The sequence below is a fragment of the Pseudomonas sp. DTU12.3 genome (assembly GCF_004124275.1).
Lineage (GTDB): Bacteria > Pseudomonadota > Gammaproteobacteria > Pseudomonadales > Pseudomonadaceae > Aquipseudomonas > Aquipseudomonas helmanticensis.
In genome coordinates, this window is the sequence record NZ_CP027218.1 from 1,001,806 (window position 1) to 1,018,665 (window position 16,860).

17 protein-coding genes are annotated in these 16,860 nt (G+C 61.2%); 11 read left to right on the forward strand and 6 right to left on the reverse strand.

Annotated elements, in window-relative coordinates; all coding sequences use genetic code 11:
* Positions 1–48: 48 nt before the first annotated feature.
* Together C2E19_RS04440 and C2E19_RS04445 are read left to right on the forward strand one after the other, a co-directional pair.
* Positions 49–519: a prepilin peptidase gene (locus C2E19_RS04440; protein WP_129388583.1), complete on the forward strand. Its 471-nt coding sequence runs from the start codon at positions 49–51 to the stop codon at positions 517–519.
* A gap of 106 nt (positions 520–625) precedes the next feature.
* The gene (locus C2E19_RS04445; protein ID WP_129388586.1) at positions 626–1,402 is read left to right on the forward strand and encodes a response regulator transcription factor; all 777 of its coding nucleotides are present in this window, start codon (positions 626–628) and stop codon (positions 1,400–1,402) included.
* A gap of 37 nt (positions 1,403–1,439) precedes the next feature.
* On the opposite strand, the gene C2E19_RS04450 is transcribed toward C2E19_RS04445, so the two are convergent.
* On the reverse strand, positions 1,440–1,847 hold the full coding sequence (locus tag C2E19_RS04450) for a response regulator (protein ID WP_129388589.1): 408 nt from the start codon (positions 1,845–1,847) through the stop codon (positions 1,440–1,442).
* Positions 1,848–1,918: 71 nt separating this feature from the next.
* Positions 1,919–2,119, reverse strand: a complete 201-nt coding sequence (locus tag C2E19_RS04455; RefSeq protein WP_008078249.1) for a Flp family type IVb pilin — start codon at positions 2,117–2,119, stop codon at positions 1,919–1,921.
* Positions 2,120–2,457: 338 nt separating this feature from the next.
* Here C2E19_RS04455 and cpaB point away from each other — a divergent pair, with 338 nt between their 5' ends.
* The 9 genes from cpaB (at position 2,458) to C2E19_RS04500 (ending at position 10,753) form a co-directional block, all read left to right on the forward strand.
* Complete coding sequence (gene cpaB / locus C2E19_RS04460; protein ID WP_129388592.1) at positions 2,458–3,408, forward strand: Flp pilus assembly protein CpaB; 951 nt, start codon at positions 2,458–2,460, stop codon at positions 3,406–3,408.
* 21 nt (positions 3,409–3,429) lie between these two features.
* Complete coding sequence (locus C2E19_RS04465) at positions 3,430–4,677, forward strand: type II and III secretion system protein family protein (protein ID WP_129388595.1); 1,248 nt, start codon at positions 3,430–3,432, stop codon at positions 4,675–4,677.
* Complete coding sequence (locus C2E19_RS04470) at positions 4,674–5,867, forward strand: pilus assembly protein (protein WP_129388598.1); 1,194 nt, start codon at positions 4,674–4,676, stop codon at positions 5,865–5,867. The genes C2E19_RS04465 and C2E19_RS04470 overlap by 4 nt, the downstream gene beginning before the upstream one ends.
* Positions 5,864–7,135, forward strand: a complete 1,272-nt coding sequence (locus tag C2E19_RS04475) for a CpaF family protein (RefSeq protein WP_129388601.1) — start codon at positions 5,864–5,866, stop codon at positions 7,133–7,135. Before C2E19_RS04470 ends, C2E19_RS04475 begins: the two co-directional genes overlap by 4 nt.
* Before the next feature lie 10 nt (positions 7,136–7,145).
* The gene (locus C2E19_RS04480; protein WP_129388604.1) at positions 7,146–8,030 is read left to right on the forward strand and encodes a type II secretion system F family protein; all 885 of its coding nucleotides are present in this window, start codon (positions 7,146–7,148) and stop codon (positions 8,028–8,030) included.
* A complete protein-coding gene (locus tag C2E19_RS04485) occupies positions 8,027–8,917 on the forward strand; it encodes a type II secretion system F family protein (RefSeq protein ID WP_129388607.1) in 891 nt (296 codons plus the stop codon). Before C2E19_RS04480 ends, C2E19_RS04485 begins: the two co-directional genes overlap by 4 nt.
* A gap of 10 nt (positions 8,918–8,927) precedes the next feature.
* Positions 8,928–9,617, forward strand: coding sequence for a tetratricopeptide repeat protein (locus C2E19_RS04490; RefSeq protein ID WP_129388610.1), 690 nt, complete (start codon positions 8,928–8,930; stop codon positions 9,615–9,617).
* Between the two features lie 11 nt (positions 9,618–9,628).
* Entirely contained in the window at positions 9,629–9,907 is a 279-nt protein-coding gene (locus C2E19_RS04495) for a DUF3613 domain-containing protein (protein WP_129388613.1), read from the forward strand.
* 483 nt (positions 9,908–10,390) lie between these two features.
* A complete protein-coding gene (locus C2E19_RS04500) occupies positions 10,391–10,753 on the forward strand; it encodes a DUF6124 family protein (RefSeq protein WP_129388616.1) in 363 nt (120 codons plus the stop codon).
* 98 nt (positions 10,754–10,851) lie between these two features.
* Here the strand turns inward: C2E19_RS04500 and C2E19_RS04505 are convergent, their stop codons facing one another.
* From C2E19_RS04505 to C2E19_RS04520, 4 genes are all read right to left on the reverse strand, one after another.
* The gene (locus tag C2E19_RS04505; protein WP_129388618.1) at positions 10,852–12,522 is read right to left on the reverse strand and encodes a ShlB/FhaC/HecB family hemolysin secretion/activation protein; all 1,671 of its coding nucleotides are present in this window, start codon (positions 12,520–12,522) and stop codon (positions 10,852–10,854) included.
* Between the two features lie 133 nt (positions 12,523–12,655).
* Positions 12,656–14,236 carry a collagen-like triple helix repeat-containing protein gene (locus tag C2E19_RS04510; RefSeq protein ID WP_129388621.1) on the reverse strand — a complete coding sequence of 527 codons (1,581 nt, stop codon included), beginning with the start codon at positions 14,234–14,236 and terminating at the stop codon, positions 12,656–12,658.
* Between the two features lie 348 nt (positions 14,237–14,584).
* The gene (locus tag C2E19_RS04515; RefSeq protein ID WP_129388624.1) at positions 14,585–15,439 is read right to left on the reverse strand and encodes a MaoC family dehydratase; all 855 of its coding nucleotides are present in this window, start codon (positions 15,437–15,439) and stop codon (positions 14,585–14,587) included.
* A 2-nt stretch (positions 15,440–15,441) separates the two neighbouring features.
* A complete protein-coding gene (locus C2E19_RS04520; RefSeq protein WP_129388627.1) occupies positions 15,442–16,794 on the reverse strand; it encodes a 3-oxoacyl-ACP reductase in 1,353 nt (450 codons plus the stop codon).
* Positions 16,795–16,860: the final 66 nt, after the last annotated feature.

The window sequence follows — 16,860 nt, forward strand, 5'->3', positions numbered from 1 at the left end:
GTAGTATCAGCATAGAATCATTCGGCCAAAACGGACGTTTTTTACCGCATGCACAGCTTTGTCCTACTGATCTGGCTGACGCTATGCGCGGCGCAGGATGCCCGCCAACGGCACATCGGCAATCTGCTGACCTTCGGCGTTGGCGGGTTGGCGGCGGGGTATCTGCTGCTGACCGGCCATACGTGGCTGGGCGCAGACGCGGTGCAGGGCGGTTGGGCTTTTTTGCTGGCGCTATTGCTGACGCTGCCAGGCTATCTGCTGAACCGTTTCGGTGCTGGCGATGTGAAACTTATGACAGCTTTCGCTCTTGCGACGGACGGCACTCATCTGCTCGGCACGTTTATCGGCGCGGCAATCGCCAGCGTCTTCTGGTTACTGCTGGCGCCAAAACTCTGGCTGCATATGAGTCAACGGCTTAGGGAACGTCTTCGATATATGGCCCCGGAAAAGTCAAATAAGCTGCCATTTGCACCGTTCGTGCTGGTGGGCGCAATCCTGACCCTGCTTTGGATCCATTAGTCGCCCCATGCCACTACTGCTATGTACATAGTAGGAAAGTGGGTCTACTTTCAAATCAGCGTTATTACAGGAACGGTCAGCCTTTGGCCTGGGCATGGAGTAGCAAGTGAGCAAGCTAACGTCTGCTGTAAAAGTTCTGGTGGTCGACGATCAACCGCTGATTGTTGAAGAACTCTGCGAATTCATCGAAAGCAGCGGTTACCGCTGTGTGCCGTGCGAATCGAGCCAGCAGGCAATCGAACAGTTCAGCCAAGACCCTGCCATCGGCCTGGTGCTGTGCGATCTGCACATGCCGGACATGGACGGCATTGAGCTGGTGCAAGAGCTGCAACGCCTGGCGGGCAAGCAGCGGTTCTTTGAAGCGATCATGCTCACCGGGCGGGCCGACAAGCAGGACGTGATCAAGGCGTTGCGCGCCGGGATTGCCGACTACTACCAGAAACCGGTGAACCTGGACGAACTGCTTGAAGGTTTGCGTCGTCAGGAAGCGGTGTTGGCCGAACGGCAGAAAACCCTGCAACTCGGCAACCTCAATCAAAAGCTGCAATACCTCTCCGAGTCGATCGACGACCTGTACCAGGACCTCGACAAAGTCCGCCGTGGCCCCACGTCTGCGAGTGAAGAAGAGCAAGGCGAAGGCGAAACCGTGGAAATACCCGCGATCTTCAATCAACTGTCGCCGCGCCAGCTCGATGTCGCCAGGCTGGTGGGCAAAGGCCAGACCAACTATCAGATCGCCTGCGAACTGGGGATTACCGAGAACACGGTGAAACTCTACGTCTCGCAAGTGCTGCGTCTGACGCACATGCATAACCGCACCCAATTGGCCCTGGCGTTATCGCCGAGCAATTCCGGCCTGCGTCAACGGGTCACCGCGCACTGATCGCAGTGGGTTCCGGCAACAATTAAAAACCCCTGCCTCAACCTTGATTCGCCTTGGCCTTGGGAAACAGGTTGTCCAGGGTTTCCAGCAGGCGCACGTGATAGATCGGCTTGCGGAACAGGTCCAGCACCTGCAAGCGCAACATGTCGCTGACATCCTCCATATCGGCATGCCCGGACGTCACGATCACCGGCAGATGCTGGCGCGAGGTATGTTCGCGCAGGCGCTTGATCAGCGACATGCCGCTTTCTTCCGGCATGCGCAGATCGGTAATCACCAGCGCAATATCGGGATGGCGAGTGAGATGGTGCAGGGCCAGTTTCACCGACGTCGCGGTATGACAGGTGAAGCCTTCGCCCTCCAGCAACTCCGCCAGCTCCAGCAGTGCGTCCTCCTCATCGTCGACGAGGAGCAACTGCTGGCGTGAAGTGTGTGGAGAGTTCATAGGCAACACCTGCAATGGACTGAGTGCTGACGTTAGAACCCAATGAGCGCATTGACAAGTTATCGATCCGATCAGGTGAGTGCCGTCTGGATCCGGGTCAGGATCGCGGTGACCTGAGTGCCGATGCCGTTACCGAAGGCTGCGATCACCAGCGCCACGAGGCCGACCACCAGCGCGTATTCGATGGCGGATGCGCCCTCGGTGTCTTTGGCCAGACCTTTGAAGAAGGCGACTTGCGATTTGATTTTTTGCGCAATGTGGGAATACGACATGAGGATTCTCCTTGAGCACGCCAGGTGTTGCGCGTTCGCAACATGATTTCCCTGTGCCAGCATCAGCATTGTCGGCATTCCCCGGCCCAACAACTGTAAGAACGTATTAACGCCAAAGTATTAGTTGGCGCAATTACACTAAAAAACCATGTTTGGCGCTTTAGCCTCCTACTTTCGTTGGATATTTCATCGCTGTTAATGGCGTTTTGTTCGCGCTGGACTACCGTCAAATAGCGAAATAGTTACTTGTTCATAGCTGCCTGATTGCGAATTTATCTCGTTGGAAGTTACGGGGCATTGCATAAGACAGAACGCGCAGCGGGAAAGGGAGAGCCGTCATGAACAGTCGCATCACTCTGGGCCTGGCCGGCTTGTTTTTGCTGGGTGCCATCATTGCCGGATATTGGGGGCTGACATTGAGTCGGCAACCGCCCGTGGAACCTGTCTCCGCACCGGTTGCGGTCGCCCCCGTTGCCCCCGTCGCTGCACCGGCGGCGCCCGTTGAAGATCCGACCCGCCAACCGGTAGTGGTGTTGCTACGCGACATCGCCCCATTCGGCAAAATCACCGCCGCCGATGTCGCCGTGGAAAAACTGCGCACCGCGCCTGCTGGCAGCCTCAGCACTGTCGATCAAGTCATCGGCCGCACACCATGGCGGCCATTGAGTGCCGGCAGTTGGCTGAGTGAAGAAAGCTTCGAACCCGGCAGCCAATTGGCGCGAATGATTCGTCCCGGTGAGCGCGCGCTGGCGGTGGCCGTGGATGAAGTGATCAATGCTGGCGGGCAACTGGCGCCGGGCGATTACGTCGATGTGCTGCTGTTTTTGCGCAAGGACGAAAACAATCCACAGCCGTCGGCGCAGTTGGTGGTGCCAGCGGTGCGCGTGCTCGGTGTCGGCAGCCAGATGGGCCTGACCAACGACGGTCAACCCACCAGTCCGGCGCGCACTGACGATGAACGACTCAAGCAGGAACAACAGCGAATGGCTGCGCGCAGCGTGGTGCTGGCGGTGCCGGAAGCCTTGCTCAGCCGTTTGATGCTGGCGTCCGGTGCCGGCGTCTTGCGCCTGGCGGTGCGCAGCGCCGATGAACAGCAACTGGCGAAATACTGGGCCGGTGCCAACGATGTCGCCAGACAGCTCGATACGCCGCGTCGCGAGTTGATCGAGTTCAGCCAACTGTCACTCTCGCCACCGCCCAGACCACTCGCCGTGGCGGGGCAGCCGACGGCGCGCAAAGCGACCGTGGAAGTCATCCGTGGTGCCGAAAGCGCTCAACCCACTCCCTGATTCGAGCAAGGACGCCTTTACATGCGCAAATGCTTCACGCCCCTGTTCAACGGCTTGCTCCGGGCTTCGCTGCTGAGCGTTGCCTCCATCGGCAGCGCCGTCGCTGCTGTCGGCAACTGCGCCGCGCTCGGCCCATTACCGTCGACGCTGGAAGTCGGCGAAGGTCTGCAACAGGCACTGCAATCACCTGTGGCGATCACCCGCGTGGCGGTGGGCGACCCGAAAATTGCCGACGTGCGCGTGACCGGTGATCAAGGTGTTTTGCTCACCGGCGTCGCGCCTGGTGCAACCACGCTGATGATCTGGACGGCCTGCGCCAGCTCACCGCGTCAGAGCATGGTGTTCGTGCAGGGCAAGGCGAGTGCGGCGATGACGGTCGCGTTGCCCGCGACTGATGACCCGACTCTGCCTTCGCAAGTGCAGACTGATATTCGCTTCGTCGAAGTCAGCCGCACCAAACTCAAAGAGGCCGGCACCTCGATTTACGGCAAGGGCTCGAACAACTTTCTGTTTGGCGCACCGGGCACGGTGCCAGGCAGCGGTGTCAGGCCCGGTTTGGTGCCGAGCATTGCGCCGAGCATTCCACTGGCCAACGATGTGTTCAACATTGTCTGGGGCGGCGGCAGCAGTAAATTCCTCGGCATCGTCAATGCGCTGGAAGGCAGCGGTTTCGCCTACACCCTGGCGCGGCCGAGCCTGGTGGCGTTGAGCGGGCAGAGCGCGAGCTTCCTCGCCGGTGGCGAGATTCCGATTCCGGTACCGAGCGCCAACAGCAACAGCTACTCCATCGAGTACAAGGAGTTCGGTATCCGCCTGACCCTCACGCCAACCGTCGTCGGCCGTGACCGCATCGCCCTCAAGGTCGCGCCGGAAGTCAGCGAGCTGGACTACAACAATGGCGTGACCATCGGCGGCACAACCGTGCCGGCGTTCACCATCCGCCGCACCGACACCAGCATCTCGCTGGCCGATGGCGAAAGCTTCGTCATCAGCGGCTTGATCAGCACCCAGAACGCCTCCCAGGTGAACAAGTTTCCCGGCCTCGGCGACATCCCGATCATCGGCGCGTTTTTCCGCAACTCATCGATCAATCGCGAAGAGCGCGAATTGCTGATGATCGTCACTCCCCACTTGGTGCAGCCACTGGCGGTCAACGCGCCATTGCCTTCGCTGCCGGGTGAAAAACTGCGCAACTACGACCCGAACTGGTATCGCCTGTACTTCCTCGAAAACGGCAACTTCGATAAACGCAGTGGGTTATCGCAATGAGCCAGAACTTGAGTCAGACCTTCCTCGCCATCACCCGCAACGACACCGATCTTGAGTGGTTGCAAGGTGCATTGGCGCCGCTTGGCCAAGTGGTCAGCGCCGGGGGTGGTGGCAGCCTCGACGAGTTGCTCGCGCTGGTCGATGTGACCCTCGCCAGCCTGGTGTTCGTAGGGCTTGATCGCGATCATCTGGTCGCGCAAAGCGCTTTGATCGAAGGTCTGCTCGAAGCCAAACCGATGCTCGCGATCGTCGCGCTCGGAGACGGCATGGACAATCAGCTGGTGCTCAATGCCATGCGTGCCGGTGCGCGGGATTTCGTCGCTTACGGCTCGCGCTCCAGTGAGGTCGCCGGGTTGGTGCGGCGCCTGAGCAAGCGCCTGCCAGCGGTCACACCAACCACCCAGCTTGGCGGTCTGACCGTGCTTTATGGTGTGCAAAGCAACGCCGACGGCGCGCTGTTGGCCAACCACATGGCGCTGGTGGTGCAGAAGAGCGGCCAGCAAACCCTGTTGCTCGACCTCGGGTTGCCGCGTGGCGACAGCTTGGCTTTGCTCGGGCTGGAAAGCTCGTTTCATTTCGGCGATGCGCTGCGGCATTTGCGGCGGCTTGATGCAACGCTGATCGACAGCGCCTTCACCAGCGCCGAAGCGGGCTTGCGCATCCTCGCTTACGCCAGCTCCGACGAGCCGCTGGAGCGCACCAGTGCCGCCGAGTTGTACATGTTGCTCAGCGCCTTGCGCCAACACTTCCAGCACATCGTCGTCAACCTCACCGGCCAGCCCGACAGTGAAGCGCTGCGCACGTTCGTCAGCCATTGCGACAAGCTGCTGTGGTACACCGACCAGAACGTCCTCGACTGTCGGCGCAACCTCGCGGTGCTCAATCTGTGGCGCGAGAAAGGCATGAAACTCGACCACGGCCGGTTGTTGATCGACCGCTACCTGCGCAACGTCGCACCGGATTCCGAAACCCTCGGCAAGACCTTTGGCCTCGAAGTGATCGCGGTGTTGGCGTTCAGTCCGGAGATCCGCCTCAACGCGAAAAACCAGGGCGTCACCCTGTTCGAACTGGCCCCGCGTGAAGCCATCAGCCAAAGCCTGCGCGCCCTCGGCGAACGCCTGGCAAAACGCTCCGAAGGCCTGGCCAAACCCAAGGCCAACTGGTTCAACCGCTTGCGAGGCACGTCATGAGCAGTGAACAACTGTTCGGTGGCCCGCAGCGCGCCGCGCCCGGTAATACCGACCACGACGGTCTGAAACTGGTGCTGCATCGCTACATCATCGACGCCATCGAAGAGTCCGGGAAAAACCTGCTGGAAGGCTCGCGGCAGGTGCTCTCGCAGTTCGTCATCGACAAAGTGGCCGAATACATCGCGCGCCTGCACCTGGCGATTTCGCGTTATGAGATGGAGCGTCTGGCCGAAGAAATCGTCGACGAACTGACCGGTTTCGGCCCGCTGGAAGTGCTGCTGCGCGACAGCGCCGTGACCGAGATTCTGGTCAACGGCCCGCACCGGGTGTTCATCGAACGCGACGGTGTGCTGCACCTCAGCGACCTGCGCTTTATCGATGCGCACCACGTCGAGCGGGTCATGCAGCGCATTCTTGCGCCACTCGGGCGACGCCTCGACGAGTCGTCGCCGATGGTCGATGCGCGTTTGCCGGATGGCAGCCGGGTCAACGCGATCATCCCGCCGATTGCCCTCGACGGGCCGTGTCTGTCGATCCGCAAGTTTCGCAAGGACATGCTCAAGAGCACCGACCTGATGGCGATGCAGACCATCGATCAGGCGATCTACGATTTCATCGAAGAGGCGGTGGGCAAACGCTGCAACATTCTCATCAGCGGCGGTACCGGCACCGGCAAGACCACGCTGCTGAACATTCTCAGCCAGTTGATCAACCCGCACGAACGTCTGGTGACCATCGAAGACGTCGCCGAATTGCAGCTTGGCCACCCGCACGTCGTGCGCCTGGAAACCCGTCCGCCGAATGCCGAGGGCCACGGCGAAGTGAAGGCCAGCGACCTGATCCGCAACGCCCTGCGCATGCGCCCCGACCGGATCATCCTTGGTGAGATTCGTGGCGTCGAAGTGGTCGACGTGCTGACCGCGATGAACACCGGCCACGACGGTTCGATGAGTACCGTGCACGCCAACAACGCGCAGGACGCCTTGTTGCGCCTGGAAACCCTGGTCGGCCTGACCGGTCGCACCATCGCCGAACGCACGCTGCGGCAGATGATCTGCGCCGCGCTCGATGTGGTGATTCAACTGACGCGCATGCCCGATGGGCGCCGTTGCGTCAGTGAAGTGGTCGAGGTGGTCGGTGTGCGTGACGACGTCTATGTGACCAATACGCTGTTTCGCCTCGACCGGCGCACCGGTTTTGGTTTTCTGCGCGAAGCGGTCAACCCTGCCGGCGACAAGCTGCGTCGCGAACCGACGCTGGCGCACTGAGGGCCACGGCATGCTCAAACCGTTGTTGCTGATCGTGATTTGTCTGTGTTTGCTCGGGTTATCGCTGCGCCTGTTCTACAACGGCTGGCGCCAGGGCGGCACCGAGCGTGTGCTCGATCGGTTGAATCAGGGCCAGCCACAACTGACGGTAGACGCGCCGCGCTGGGCGGGTCTGGAGCGCGCGTTTCTGCGTGCCGGTCTCGGTCGGCCGACGGATCGCCTAGGCCTGTGGTTGCTGTTGTGGGCATTCGCCATGCTGATCGGTTTTGCCCTTGCCGGTGTGCTCGGTTTGCTGGTGTTGATCGTGCTGCCGCCGCTGGCCGTGCGCCTGTTTGTCAGCTGGCGTTACCAACGGCGCTTGCGACGGATGATCGAACAACTGCCGCAATTGCTCGACCACACCGTGCGCAGTTTGAAGTCCGGGCGCACCCTCGCCGATGCCGTGCTGGGCGGCATCGAAGCCAGCGAAGACCCGCTGAAAAACGCCATGGGCCGGGTCCAGCGCAACGTGCAGTTGGGCGTGAGCCTGCCGGACGCGGTGTCGGACTTGGCGGAGCTGTACGAGCGTGATGAATTCCGTTTGTTCGCCCTCGGCCTCAAGGTCAATCACCGTTACGGCGGCAACGCCAGCGAGCTATTGGAAAACCTCATCAAGATGATCCGCGAGCGCGATCAGGCCTCGCGCCAGTTGCGTGCGATGACCGGCGAAACCCGCCTCACTGCCTGGGTGCTGGGTTTGCTGCCGATCATCATGGCCGGTTATTTCCTGATGGCCAATCCGATTTATCTGGTCGCCATGTGGCACGACCCTTCGGGGCAACGAATGCTGGCCACGGCCTTCGGCATGCAGGTGATCGGCAGTCTGTTGCTCTGGCGGATGTTGCGCAGCCTATGACCACACCCTTGATGATCAGCGCGCTGCTTCTGCTCGGCGCCGCCGCCTTACTCCTCACCGGCCTGCTGGAACAGCGCCGCCGCGCCCGGCAGATCAATCGGCGGCTGGAAGGCGATCTGCTGCGCCAGAACCGTTTTGGCAACCTGCTGCAAGTGCTCGGCGACAGCAAGGTCGGCCAGCGCAGCGTCAAACTCGACAACGAAACCCAGTCGCTGCTTAACCGGGTTGGCTGGCGCAGTGCGCGTCAGCGTTCGCTGTTCGCGGCTTGCCAGATCGGCTCGCCACTGCTGTTGCTGGCGCTGACGGTGTTGCTGCAATCGGTATTTTTCCCGGCGGTGGAAAAGCAGTGGATCGCGCCGTTGTTCGCGCTTGGCGTCGGCTATCTGTTGCCCAAGCGCCTGTTGGTGATCGCCGTCGCGCGTCGGCAAAAACAACTGGCCAGCGAAATCGGCACGTTCATTCCGCTGCTGCGCATCCTCTTCGAATCCGGCATGGCCGTGGAGCAGGCGTTGCGCGTGCTCAGCCATGAAGGTCAGGCGTTGTTGCCGGTGCTGACGTATGAATTGCGTCTGGTGCTGAGCCGTGTCGACTCCGGCCTCGAATTGGGCGAAGAGTTGAACAAAGCCACACAGTTACTGGCGGTCGATGAGTTCACCGACACCTGCGTGATACTCCAGCAGTTGCTGTATCAGGGCGGCGGCGCGATGAAGTCGCTGCTGGCGCTCAAGCAATTACTGGATGACCGGCGCCTGACGCGCCTGCAGGAATACATCTCCAAGATGTCCGCAAAAATGTCCGTCGTGATGATGCTGTTTCTCTTCCCGGCGTTATTGATTGTCCTGGCCGGCCCGGGTTTCACCGCCCTGGCGAAAGCGCTGGGAGCCTAGAGGGATCGTGATGAAAGCAATGATTGCAGGTGCCTGTTTGCTGCTGCTCGGCGGCTGTGCCAACACCGGGCAAATGCCTTGGGAGGCGCTGACCGGTTCGGCCAGTTGCGCGAAGTTGAGTTCCGATCAGCAACTGTCGCTGAACCTCGCCGATGACATGGCCAACGATGGCAAGCTGCACGCCAGCCTCGCCAATCTGCAAAGCCTGCCGGACAACATCGCCGACGTGCGCTTGCGCAAGGCCAAGGTTTATCGACTGCTCGGGCGCAGCGAGGCCGAGCCGTTGTATCGCAGCCTGCTCGGTTCGTGTCTGGCGGCCGAAGCCGAGCACGGTCTGGGGCAACTCGCTGCGGCCAAATCCGACTACGGCCAGGCGCAGGCGCATCTGCAACGCGCCGCGCGTCTGGCGCCCACCGACGAAAAAATCCGCAACGACCTCGGCGTGGTGTACCTCAATCAATTGCGTATCGACGACGCGCGTTTCGAATTTCTCACCGCCATGGAACTCAAGCAGAGCGATCAACTGGCGGCGCTGAATCTGGTGACCTTGCTGCTCTATCAGGACGACTGGAACCGCGCCGCTGAACTGGTCAGTCGCCTCGGTTTGAGCCCCGCGCAATTCAGCGAAGCGCAAAGCCGCGCGGAAAAACTCAAACTGCCGAACCGATCCACCGTCGCCGTCACGGCGATGCTCAAGTAAGGAGCGCGATGATGAAAGCCATCCTTGTCTGCCTGGGCCTGCTGACCTTGCCGCTGACCAGTCACGCCATCGACGCCGGCCCCGCCTCGGCCCAGCAACAGGAAACCGAAGGCTGGCTGCAACTGCAAGGCCGCAACAAAGTCGCCTCGCCGAAACCGCAAACCGTTACCCCGACCGAACGCGAACTGGCCATGCAGCGCTGGCTGAAAAGTTATCAACATGACATCCCGGCATTCTTCGATCAGGAGCAGGGTGGCAAGGTCGACAGCGGCTCGGGCGGCAGCCCATAACCCTGCAACCTGTAACCCCTGTAGGAGCTGCCGCAGGCTGCGATCTTTTGATTTGGCTTTTTAAAAAACAACGTCAAAAGATCGCAGCCTTCGGCAGCTCCTACATTGGTCGCGGTCATTGTGGGAGCCGCCCTTCCTGCCACCGAATCATGTTGATGTTTAAAGTTGTTTCAATTTTGAAGAACCTTCCCACAAGGTTTTCAGGTTGTCCGTCAGACGTGCGCTCTCTAGGCTTGGGTCGTCGCTGCCATTGCAGCGGCCAGGTGTGGAAACCTGAAATTCAAGTAGATGCATTGCACCACCACCGTAATCGTTGTCGGCGACTTCTTTCGTCTGCAAACTGTGTCGCGGCGGCTGTGCGTGGGCAGGCTTCGGGTCTGGCCGGTTGCCTACTTATCGGTATTTCCACCCTGCGCATAGCTGCCACCTTTTGTCGTGTGGAAACGACAAGAGTTGGCTTCCACAGCCAAGTAGGAGTTTTCCATGGACAAGCTGATTCCCGACCCGCCCCAAGATTTCACCACCCCCCTCGAAGACGCCATCCGCATCGACGATCAAGTCAAAAACCGCGAAGCGATCAAACGCGCCCTAGACTTCTACCTTTGCCCCACCCCTGCAAAACCCTACCAGCCGAGCACGATGTTTCTCGTGCAACCAAACATCGACACCGAAAGCCTGCTCGCCCACGCCTGTGAATCGCTGGCCTCGGCCAACGTCATGGCCAGTGATTTTGCCGACCAGCTCAGCCGCCCGCAGCGCAACACGGCGCTGGCGATCCAGCAAATCGTCATGCTCGCCGAACTGGCAGTGAGCCGCGCACTCGACCGGATTGACCCACAACCCTGAACCACCCCTGTAGGAGCTGCCGCAGGCTGCGATCTTTTGATTTGGCTTTTTAAAAAACAACATCAAAAGATCGCAGCCTTCGGCAGCTCCTACAGGGATTAGAGTTGGTAGCTGAAGCTGATGCTGTAACGCGGCCGGCGGTTGAAGGTATCGAGTGCTTCATCCGACATGGCTTTGGCCGCTTCCAGGGCGATGTTGTAATACTTGGCATCGCCAAAGCGCAGGCCGATGGCTGCCGATGACAGGCTGTTGGCTTGTACCGGCAGTTCGTTGAACCAGCTGCGCGAGCGGTCCAGCACAAAATACGGCTGCAGGATGCGCAGCCAATTGCCGTCGCGGTTGAAGCTGTAGTTGATCTCGTAGGCCACGCCCCAACCCTTGTCGCCGGACGCTTGATCGTCGGGGTAACCACGACCGAAATTCTGCCCGCCGAATACTGCGCGCTCGCTGTCGGGCAAGGTGTCGTCGCTCCAGTACAGTGCGGCCGACAGCACGCCCTGCCAGTTGTCGAAGAACTTGTCGCTCTGCACCCCGGACAGGCGCACGCGGAAGAAGTCCAGATCGATGGCGCTGTTGTTGGTTTTCGCGCCCATGCTGTCCAGGCCCTGATACACGCCGCCACTCAAAATCCGCAGTTGCCGGGCATCGGCCTTGCGCCAGTCGCTCTCGAAGGCGAGGGCGCGGATGTCGGTGCGTTCTTCAACACTCAGCGGATAGCCGATAACGTTGTAACGGGTCTTGTCGTTGACCGCATACAGCCGCGAACCGGCGGTGAGCAGTTCGTTGGAGGCGGCAATCAATGGCAGGGTGAAACCGATCGAGTAGCGGTCATTCTCGCGATGCGGTTTGAGCTCCAGGCCATTGTTGAGCAGCACATTGGTGCCGGGATCGGCACGATAACGCGAAGCCGAGAGCGCCAGCTGCGCGCCTTCGTCGTTGAGGAACTGGTTGTAGTCGAGGCGGTAGTAATGTTCTTTGTCGTCGCCCGGCGGAAACAGTCCGCTGAGGGACAACTGTTCACCCATCGACGTCTGCGAATTGCTGCTGACACCGAGCAAGGCTTGCGTGCCGTTACGGTTGTCTTCGGTGGTGCTCAGCGTGCTGGTGAAGGGCTTGCGGCTGGCTTCGGCAACCAGCGTCGTGGCACCGTCGGTGGTGCCCGGCGGTGGCACTTGCGCCTGGATGGTCACGCCGGGAATGCGCGTCATCAGCGTGGTGTAGCGCTCGAACGTCTTGCGCGTCAGCGGTCGTTCGGCCTGGATTTTTGCCGCGAGTTTGTCGAGCAGGCCTTTGACCCGGCCGACGTCACCCTGCATCTGGATATCGCGCACGTAGCCTTCCACCAGCACCACGCGGGCTACGCCGTCATCAAAATTCTGCTGTGGCAGAAACGCGTAGGACAGCAGGTAACCGTCCTGTTGGTAGCGACGAGTGATGCTGCGCGTGGCTTCGATCAGGTCAGCGAGGCTGGTCTGGTGGCCGATCAGGGGTTTATAGATTTCCGCCAGTTCGGTGAGCGGGTAAATCGTGCCGCCTTCGATCTGCACGGTTTTCAGATTGACCTTGGTCTGCATCAACAATGGCTGCGCAGTGGTCGCACCGGCATCCGGGACTTGCACCGGGGCCGCGCTCGGGCGATAGGCATCGGCGGGCAAGTTGGGCACGGGCAGATTGCGGATGGTTTCGTTGCTGTTGAGGAAGCTGGGCAGGGTGTCGGCGAGGGCAGCGGAACTGAGGCTGAGGAACAGCAGGGACGCCATAACGCGCATAGGACACTCCATGGTCAGATCGCAGCTCGGGGCTGTTTTTTCCTAAGAAAAAAGCGGAAGACTCGTGGGAATCTTCCGCCCTCAACCAAGCGTAGGCGCTGTAGGTGAGGCCGTCGAATCGGCCAGGTGCAATTTAGCGTTTGTTGCCTCCCAGGGCGCCGGTCAAACCGCCGAGCACACCGCCCAGCCCGCCACCCACTCCACCGGCAGTGCCCCCGCTGGCACCGCCGTTGACCAGGCCGCCGACTGCTGCGACGGTGCCGCCGACGTTGTTGACCAGGCCACCGACTGCTGTGGTAACCGGGTTGTTGGTGGCCGCGATGGTGTTGCCGAGGCTGCTGACTGCACCACCGACCTGGCCGGTGAGGCTGGCGACTGGCGAGCCGAGACCGGTAGCGCCACCTACTTGTTGGGTCAGGTTGGTGACAGCGCTGGTGACCGGGTTCAAGCCTGCGCCCAGAGTGGCACCAACGGTGGCCAGAGGCGAGGTGGTCGCAGTGATCGGTGAGCCCGAACCGCCGAGCACGGTGTTCAGCGAAGCGACGGTGTTGCCCAGCCCAACCGCAGTGACACCACCGGCACTGACCACGCCATTAGTGTTGCCGGCATTCAAACCTGAACCGACGTTGACCACTGCGCCGCCGACGGTTTGCAGCAGGCCGGTGCCGCCGAGGCCACCACCGAGGCCGCCACCAATACCGCCACCAGTGCCGGAACCGGTGCCGTTGGAAACCAGACCGCCCGCCTTGCCGACCGCAGTACCGGCGTTGCTCAATGCGCCGCCGAGGGTGTTGGTCAGGGCATTGCCGTTGCCAGCGTCGGTAACTTTGTCGCCTACGCCATTGACGGTATCGCCGACTTTCTGGATCACACCTTTGAGCGGATCACCAAGGCCGGTGGCACCGCCGATTTTGTCGGTGGTACTTTCGACCATCGCGATCACTGGCACCAGGCCGGCGCCGAGTTTATCCGTCAGTTGGCTGGTTGGGCCGTTGGTCAGCGTGGTGTCGAGGGTATTGCCGAGCATGGTGACTTTCGCACCGACACCATCGAGCAGTGGCGCGACTTTGGTGATCACGCCACCCACCACTGGAACGCTGCCGGTAGCGGTTGCCAGCTTGCCACTGAGGTCAGAGACGCCGTCGCCGACATCGGTCACAACGCCGCCGACCGAAGCCACTGTTGTGGTCAGGCCTTTGGGATCGGTCGGCAGTTTGCCGATGCCATTCGCCACGCCATCGCCCAATGTGCTGACGACGTTGCCAGCGGTGTTGGCGGCGCTTTGCACCACGCCACCGACCACCGGAACAGTACTCAGAGAGTCGCCAATCTGGCCAACACCGGTGCCGACGCCAGCAACCGTAGTGCCGACATCGTGCACCAGGGTGGTGGTCACCAGCGGCGTGGTGGTTGGATTGGTCGGGTTGGTTGGATCGGTTGGATTCGTAGGGTCAGTCGGATTCGTCGGGTTGGTTGGATTGGTCGGATCGGTTGTGCCCGTGCCGCCAGTACCACCGGTTCCGCCTGTGCCTGCGGTATCACCCGTGCCGCCAGTACCACCCGTGCCACTTGTACCGCCAGTCCCGCTGGTTGGCGAGGAGCTGCCGGAACTGCTGTGATGACCGCCACCGCCGCTGCTGCATCCGGCGAGGCCGAGGGAGAGGATCAATGCCAGAGCAATTGCTGATTTGCACCACACGTCTTGAGTTTTCATGATCGAGATTCCTTGCACCTGTCACAACGTTCGTTGCCTTCGATGGCTCGCCGATCTGTCGCCGGCAATGCCTCGTCCGTTGCTGCAATTTCAGGTGCTGGCGCGAATTCGACCATTCTCAAGTTGGTATTAACGCCTTTATATATAAGGCGCAATGCAGCGCCTAAGGACTAATACCCAAGGTATAAACGCGCAAAAAAAAGCCTTGAGAATCAAGGCTGCGTGTTTTCCATCGGCTGGGGCAGGGTGCGGAAAAACTTAAGTGATATACACACAATTAACAGGTCAGCCGCATCACTCATCCGATGGCTAAGGTAAAACCTGTGGCGAGGGCGCTAAGGGGAGGGATCAGGCGATTGGCTGCCATTGTCCGACCATGTGTTCCAGATCATTTGCGCCGACCAGACGCAGTTCACCACTGGACCCCGCCGCGCTCGCCAGCAATGTCACTTCACTCGGCAGGCGCACCGGTTTGCGAAAGTGCACCGCTATCTCGAGATTGGCCTTGGGCAAGTGATCCGCCAGCGCCGCCAGGCTGCGCGCCTTGTTCCACAATCCATGGGCAATCGCCGTGGGGAAACCGAACAGCTTGGCGCTCGCGGCGCTCAAGTGAATCGGGTTGTAATCTCCGGACACCCTGGCGTACTGCCGACCAATGTCAGTCGGGGCTTTCCAGTGCGCCACTTCGCTCAGTGCCTGCGCAGGTTCCCACGTTTGCTCGAGGGGTTCGCCTTCGAGTTTCACGCCGCGACACAACATCTGGCTCTCGGCCTCCCACAACGGCCCGAGCTGATCATCCAGAGTCGTCAGCAGATCAAACGTCGCGCCTTTGGGATGCGCTTGCAGGTTGTGCACCCGCACGCTGACTTGCGCGCGACTGATTCCGCCCATCGGCCGCAACACGCGGATGCGGTTGCTCAGGTGAATCAGTCCGAGCAACGGAAACGGGAACTCCTTTGCGGTCAGCAATTGCATCTGCAAGGCAAATGCGAGGACGTGTGGATAAGTCGGCGGCAGCAGGCCGTCATCGGCGAAACCACAGACCTTGCGATACGCCGCCAGCCGTTGGCCATCGATATCAACCCAGCAGCGCAAGCCGCTTTCAGGCAATTGCGTGCCGGTGATTTTGCGTCGCGTCGCCGCCCGTGCGTACAGCCTGGGCAGGCTCGGTTCGCGATCCAGTGTGTGCCATTCGATGCTCATGCCTAAGCCCCCAGAACACTTTGTCCACAGACCCGCAGCGCCTGCCCGGTGAAAGCGCCGGTGCCCGGTTGCGCCAGCCACGCGACGGCTTCGGCGACGTCTTGCGGCAGACCGCCCTGGCCGAGTGAACTCATGCGCCGGCCGGCTTCACGCAAGGCAAAGGGGATGTGCGCGGTCATCTGGGTTTCGATGAAACCCGGCGCCACGGCGTTGATGCTGATACCGCGTTCGAGCAGTGACGGCGCCCAGGCCTGTGCCAGTCCGATCAGGCCGGCCTTGCTCGCGGCGTAGTTGGTCTGGCCACGATTACCGGCAATCCCGCTGATCGAGGCGAGCAGAATCACCCGCGCGTGGTCGTGCAACGTGCCGCTGTCGAGCAGGGCCTTGGTCAGCACTTGCGGCGCATTGAGGTTGACTGCCAGCACCGCGTCCCAGAACTCCGGGGTCATGTTGGCGAGGGTTTTGTCGCGGGTGATGCCGGCGTTGTGCACGAGGATGTCGAGGCCATCGGGCAACTGTTCTATCAATTGCGTGGCGGCGTCTTCGGCGCAGATGTCGAGGGTGATCGCGCGTCCACCGAGGCGGGCGGCGAGGGCCTCGAGATCGGTCTTGGCGGGCGGTACGTCGAGCAGGATCACCTCGGCACCGTCGCGCGCCAGGGTTTCAGCGATGGACGCGCCAATGCCGCGCGCAGCACCGGTGACCAACGCTTTGCGTCCGGCCAGCGGTCGTGTCCAATCGGTGACGGGCGTCGCACAGGCGGTCAGGCGAATCACCTGACCGGAGACGAATGCGCTTTTCGGAGAAAGGAAAAACCGCAGCGGACCTTCCAGCTGGTCTTCGGCACCTTCGCCGACATAGATCAGTTGCAGCGTGCCGCCGCTGCGCAGCTCCTTGGCCAGCGACCGCGAAAAGCCTTCGAGCGCTCGTTGCGCGCTGGCGGCAAAGGGTTCGCGCAGGGTTTCCGGGGCGCGCCCGAGAATCACCAGGTGCGCGCTGTGCTCAAGGTTCTTCATCAACGGCTGGAAGAATTCGCGCAGCTGTTTGAGCTGGTCGGTGTGCTGCAAGTCGCTGGCGTCGAACACCACAGCCTTGAGTTTCGGGCCGTGGCCGGGAATCCACTCGCTGGCGGACGCCGGCAACTCGCCGTAGCGGTAGATGCTCTCGGTCAGACGGTTGGCAAATACGGCGACCTTTTCGGCCAGCGCGCCGCCACCGATCAGCAGTGCACCTTCAACCGGCCGCAGGCGTCCGGCCTGCCAGCGTTCCAGCCGCACCGGCGACGGCAGGCCCAGCGCCCCGACCAGACGATGGCCGATGGACGAGTTGGCGAAGTCGATATAGCGGTCAGACATGGAACGCTCTCCAAAAGTTGGGGTTCAAAGTGTGGACTACCCACGGCAATCAATCGTTCGATCCAC

Bases quoted from the DNA above. Each gene is read 5' to 3' on its own strand.
- C2E19_RS04495 (WP_129388613.1), top strand. From the start codon at position 9,629: ATGAAAGCCATCCTTGTCTGCCTGGGCCTGCTGACCTTGCCGCTGACC.
- C2E19_RS04515 (WP_129388624.1), bottom strand. From the start codon at position 15,439: ATGAGCATCGAATGGCACACACTGGATCGCGAACCGAGCCTGCCCAGG.
- C2E19_RS04450 (WP_129388589.1), bottom strand. From the start codon at position 1,847: ATGAACTCTCCACACACTTCACGCCAGCAGTTGCTCCTCGTCGACGAT.
- cpaB (WP_129388592.1), top strand. From the start codon at position 2,458: ATGAACAGTCGCATCACTCTGGGCCTGGCCGGCTTGTTTTTGCTGGGT.
- C2E19_RS04480 (WP_129388604.1), top strand. From the start codon at position 7,146: ATGCTCAAACCGTTGTTGCTGATCGTGATTTGTCTGTGTTTGCTCGGG.
- C2E19_RS04520 (WP_129388627.1), bottom strand. From the start codon at position 16,794: ATGTCTGACCGCTATATCGACTTCGCCAACTCGTCCATCGGCCATCGT.
- C2E19_RS04455 (WP_008078249.1), bottom strand. From the start codon at position 2,119: ATGTCGTATTCCCACATTGCGCAAAAAATCAAATCGCAAGTCGCCTTC.
- C2E19_RS04475 (WP_129388601.1), top strand. From the start codon at position 5,864: ATGAGCAGTGAACAACTGTTCGGTGGCCCGCAGCGCGCCGCGCCCGGT.
- C2E19_RS04465 (WP_129388595.1), top strand. From the start codon at position 3,430: ATGCGCAAATGCTTCACGCCCCTGTTCAACGGCTTGCTCCGGGCTTCG.
- C2E19_RS04490 (WP_129388610.1), top strand. From the start codon at position 8,928: ATGAAAGCAATGATTGCAGGTGCCTGTTTGCTGCTGCTCGGCGGCTGT.
- C2E19_RS04500 (WP_129388616.1), top strand. From the start codon at position 10,391: ATGGACAAGCTGATTCCCGACCCGCCCCAAGATTTCACCACCCCCCTC.
- C2E19_RS04470 (WP_129388598.1), top strand. From the start codon at position 4,674: ATGAGCCAGAACTTGAGTCAGACCTTCCTCGCCATCACCCGCAACGAC.
- C2E19_RS04505 (WP_129388618.1), bottom strand. From the start codon at position 12,522: ATGCGCGTTATGGCGTCCCTGCTGTTCCTCAGCCTCAGTTCCGCTGCC.
- C2E19_RS04510 (WP_129388621.1), bottom strand. From the start codon at position 14,236: ATGAAAACTCAAGACGTGTGGTGCAAATCAGCAATTGCTCTGGCATTG.
- C2E19_RS04440 (WP_129388583.1), top strand. From the start codon at position 49: ATGCACAGCTTTGTCCTACTGATCTGGCTGACGCTATGCGCGGCGCAG.
- C2E19_RS04485 (WP_129388607.1), top strand. From the start codon at position 8,027: ATGACCACACCCTTGATGATCAGCGCGCTGCTTCTGCTCGGCGCCGCC.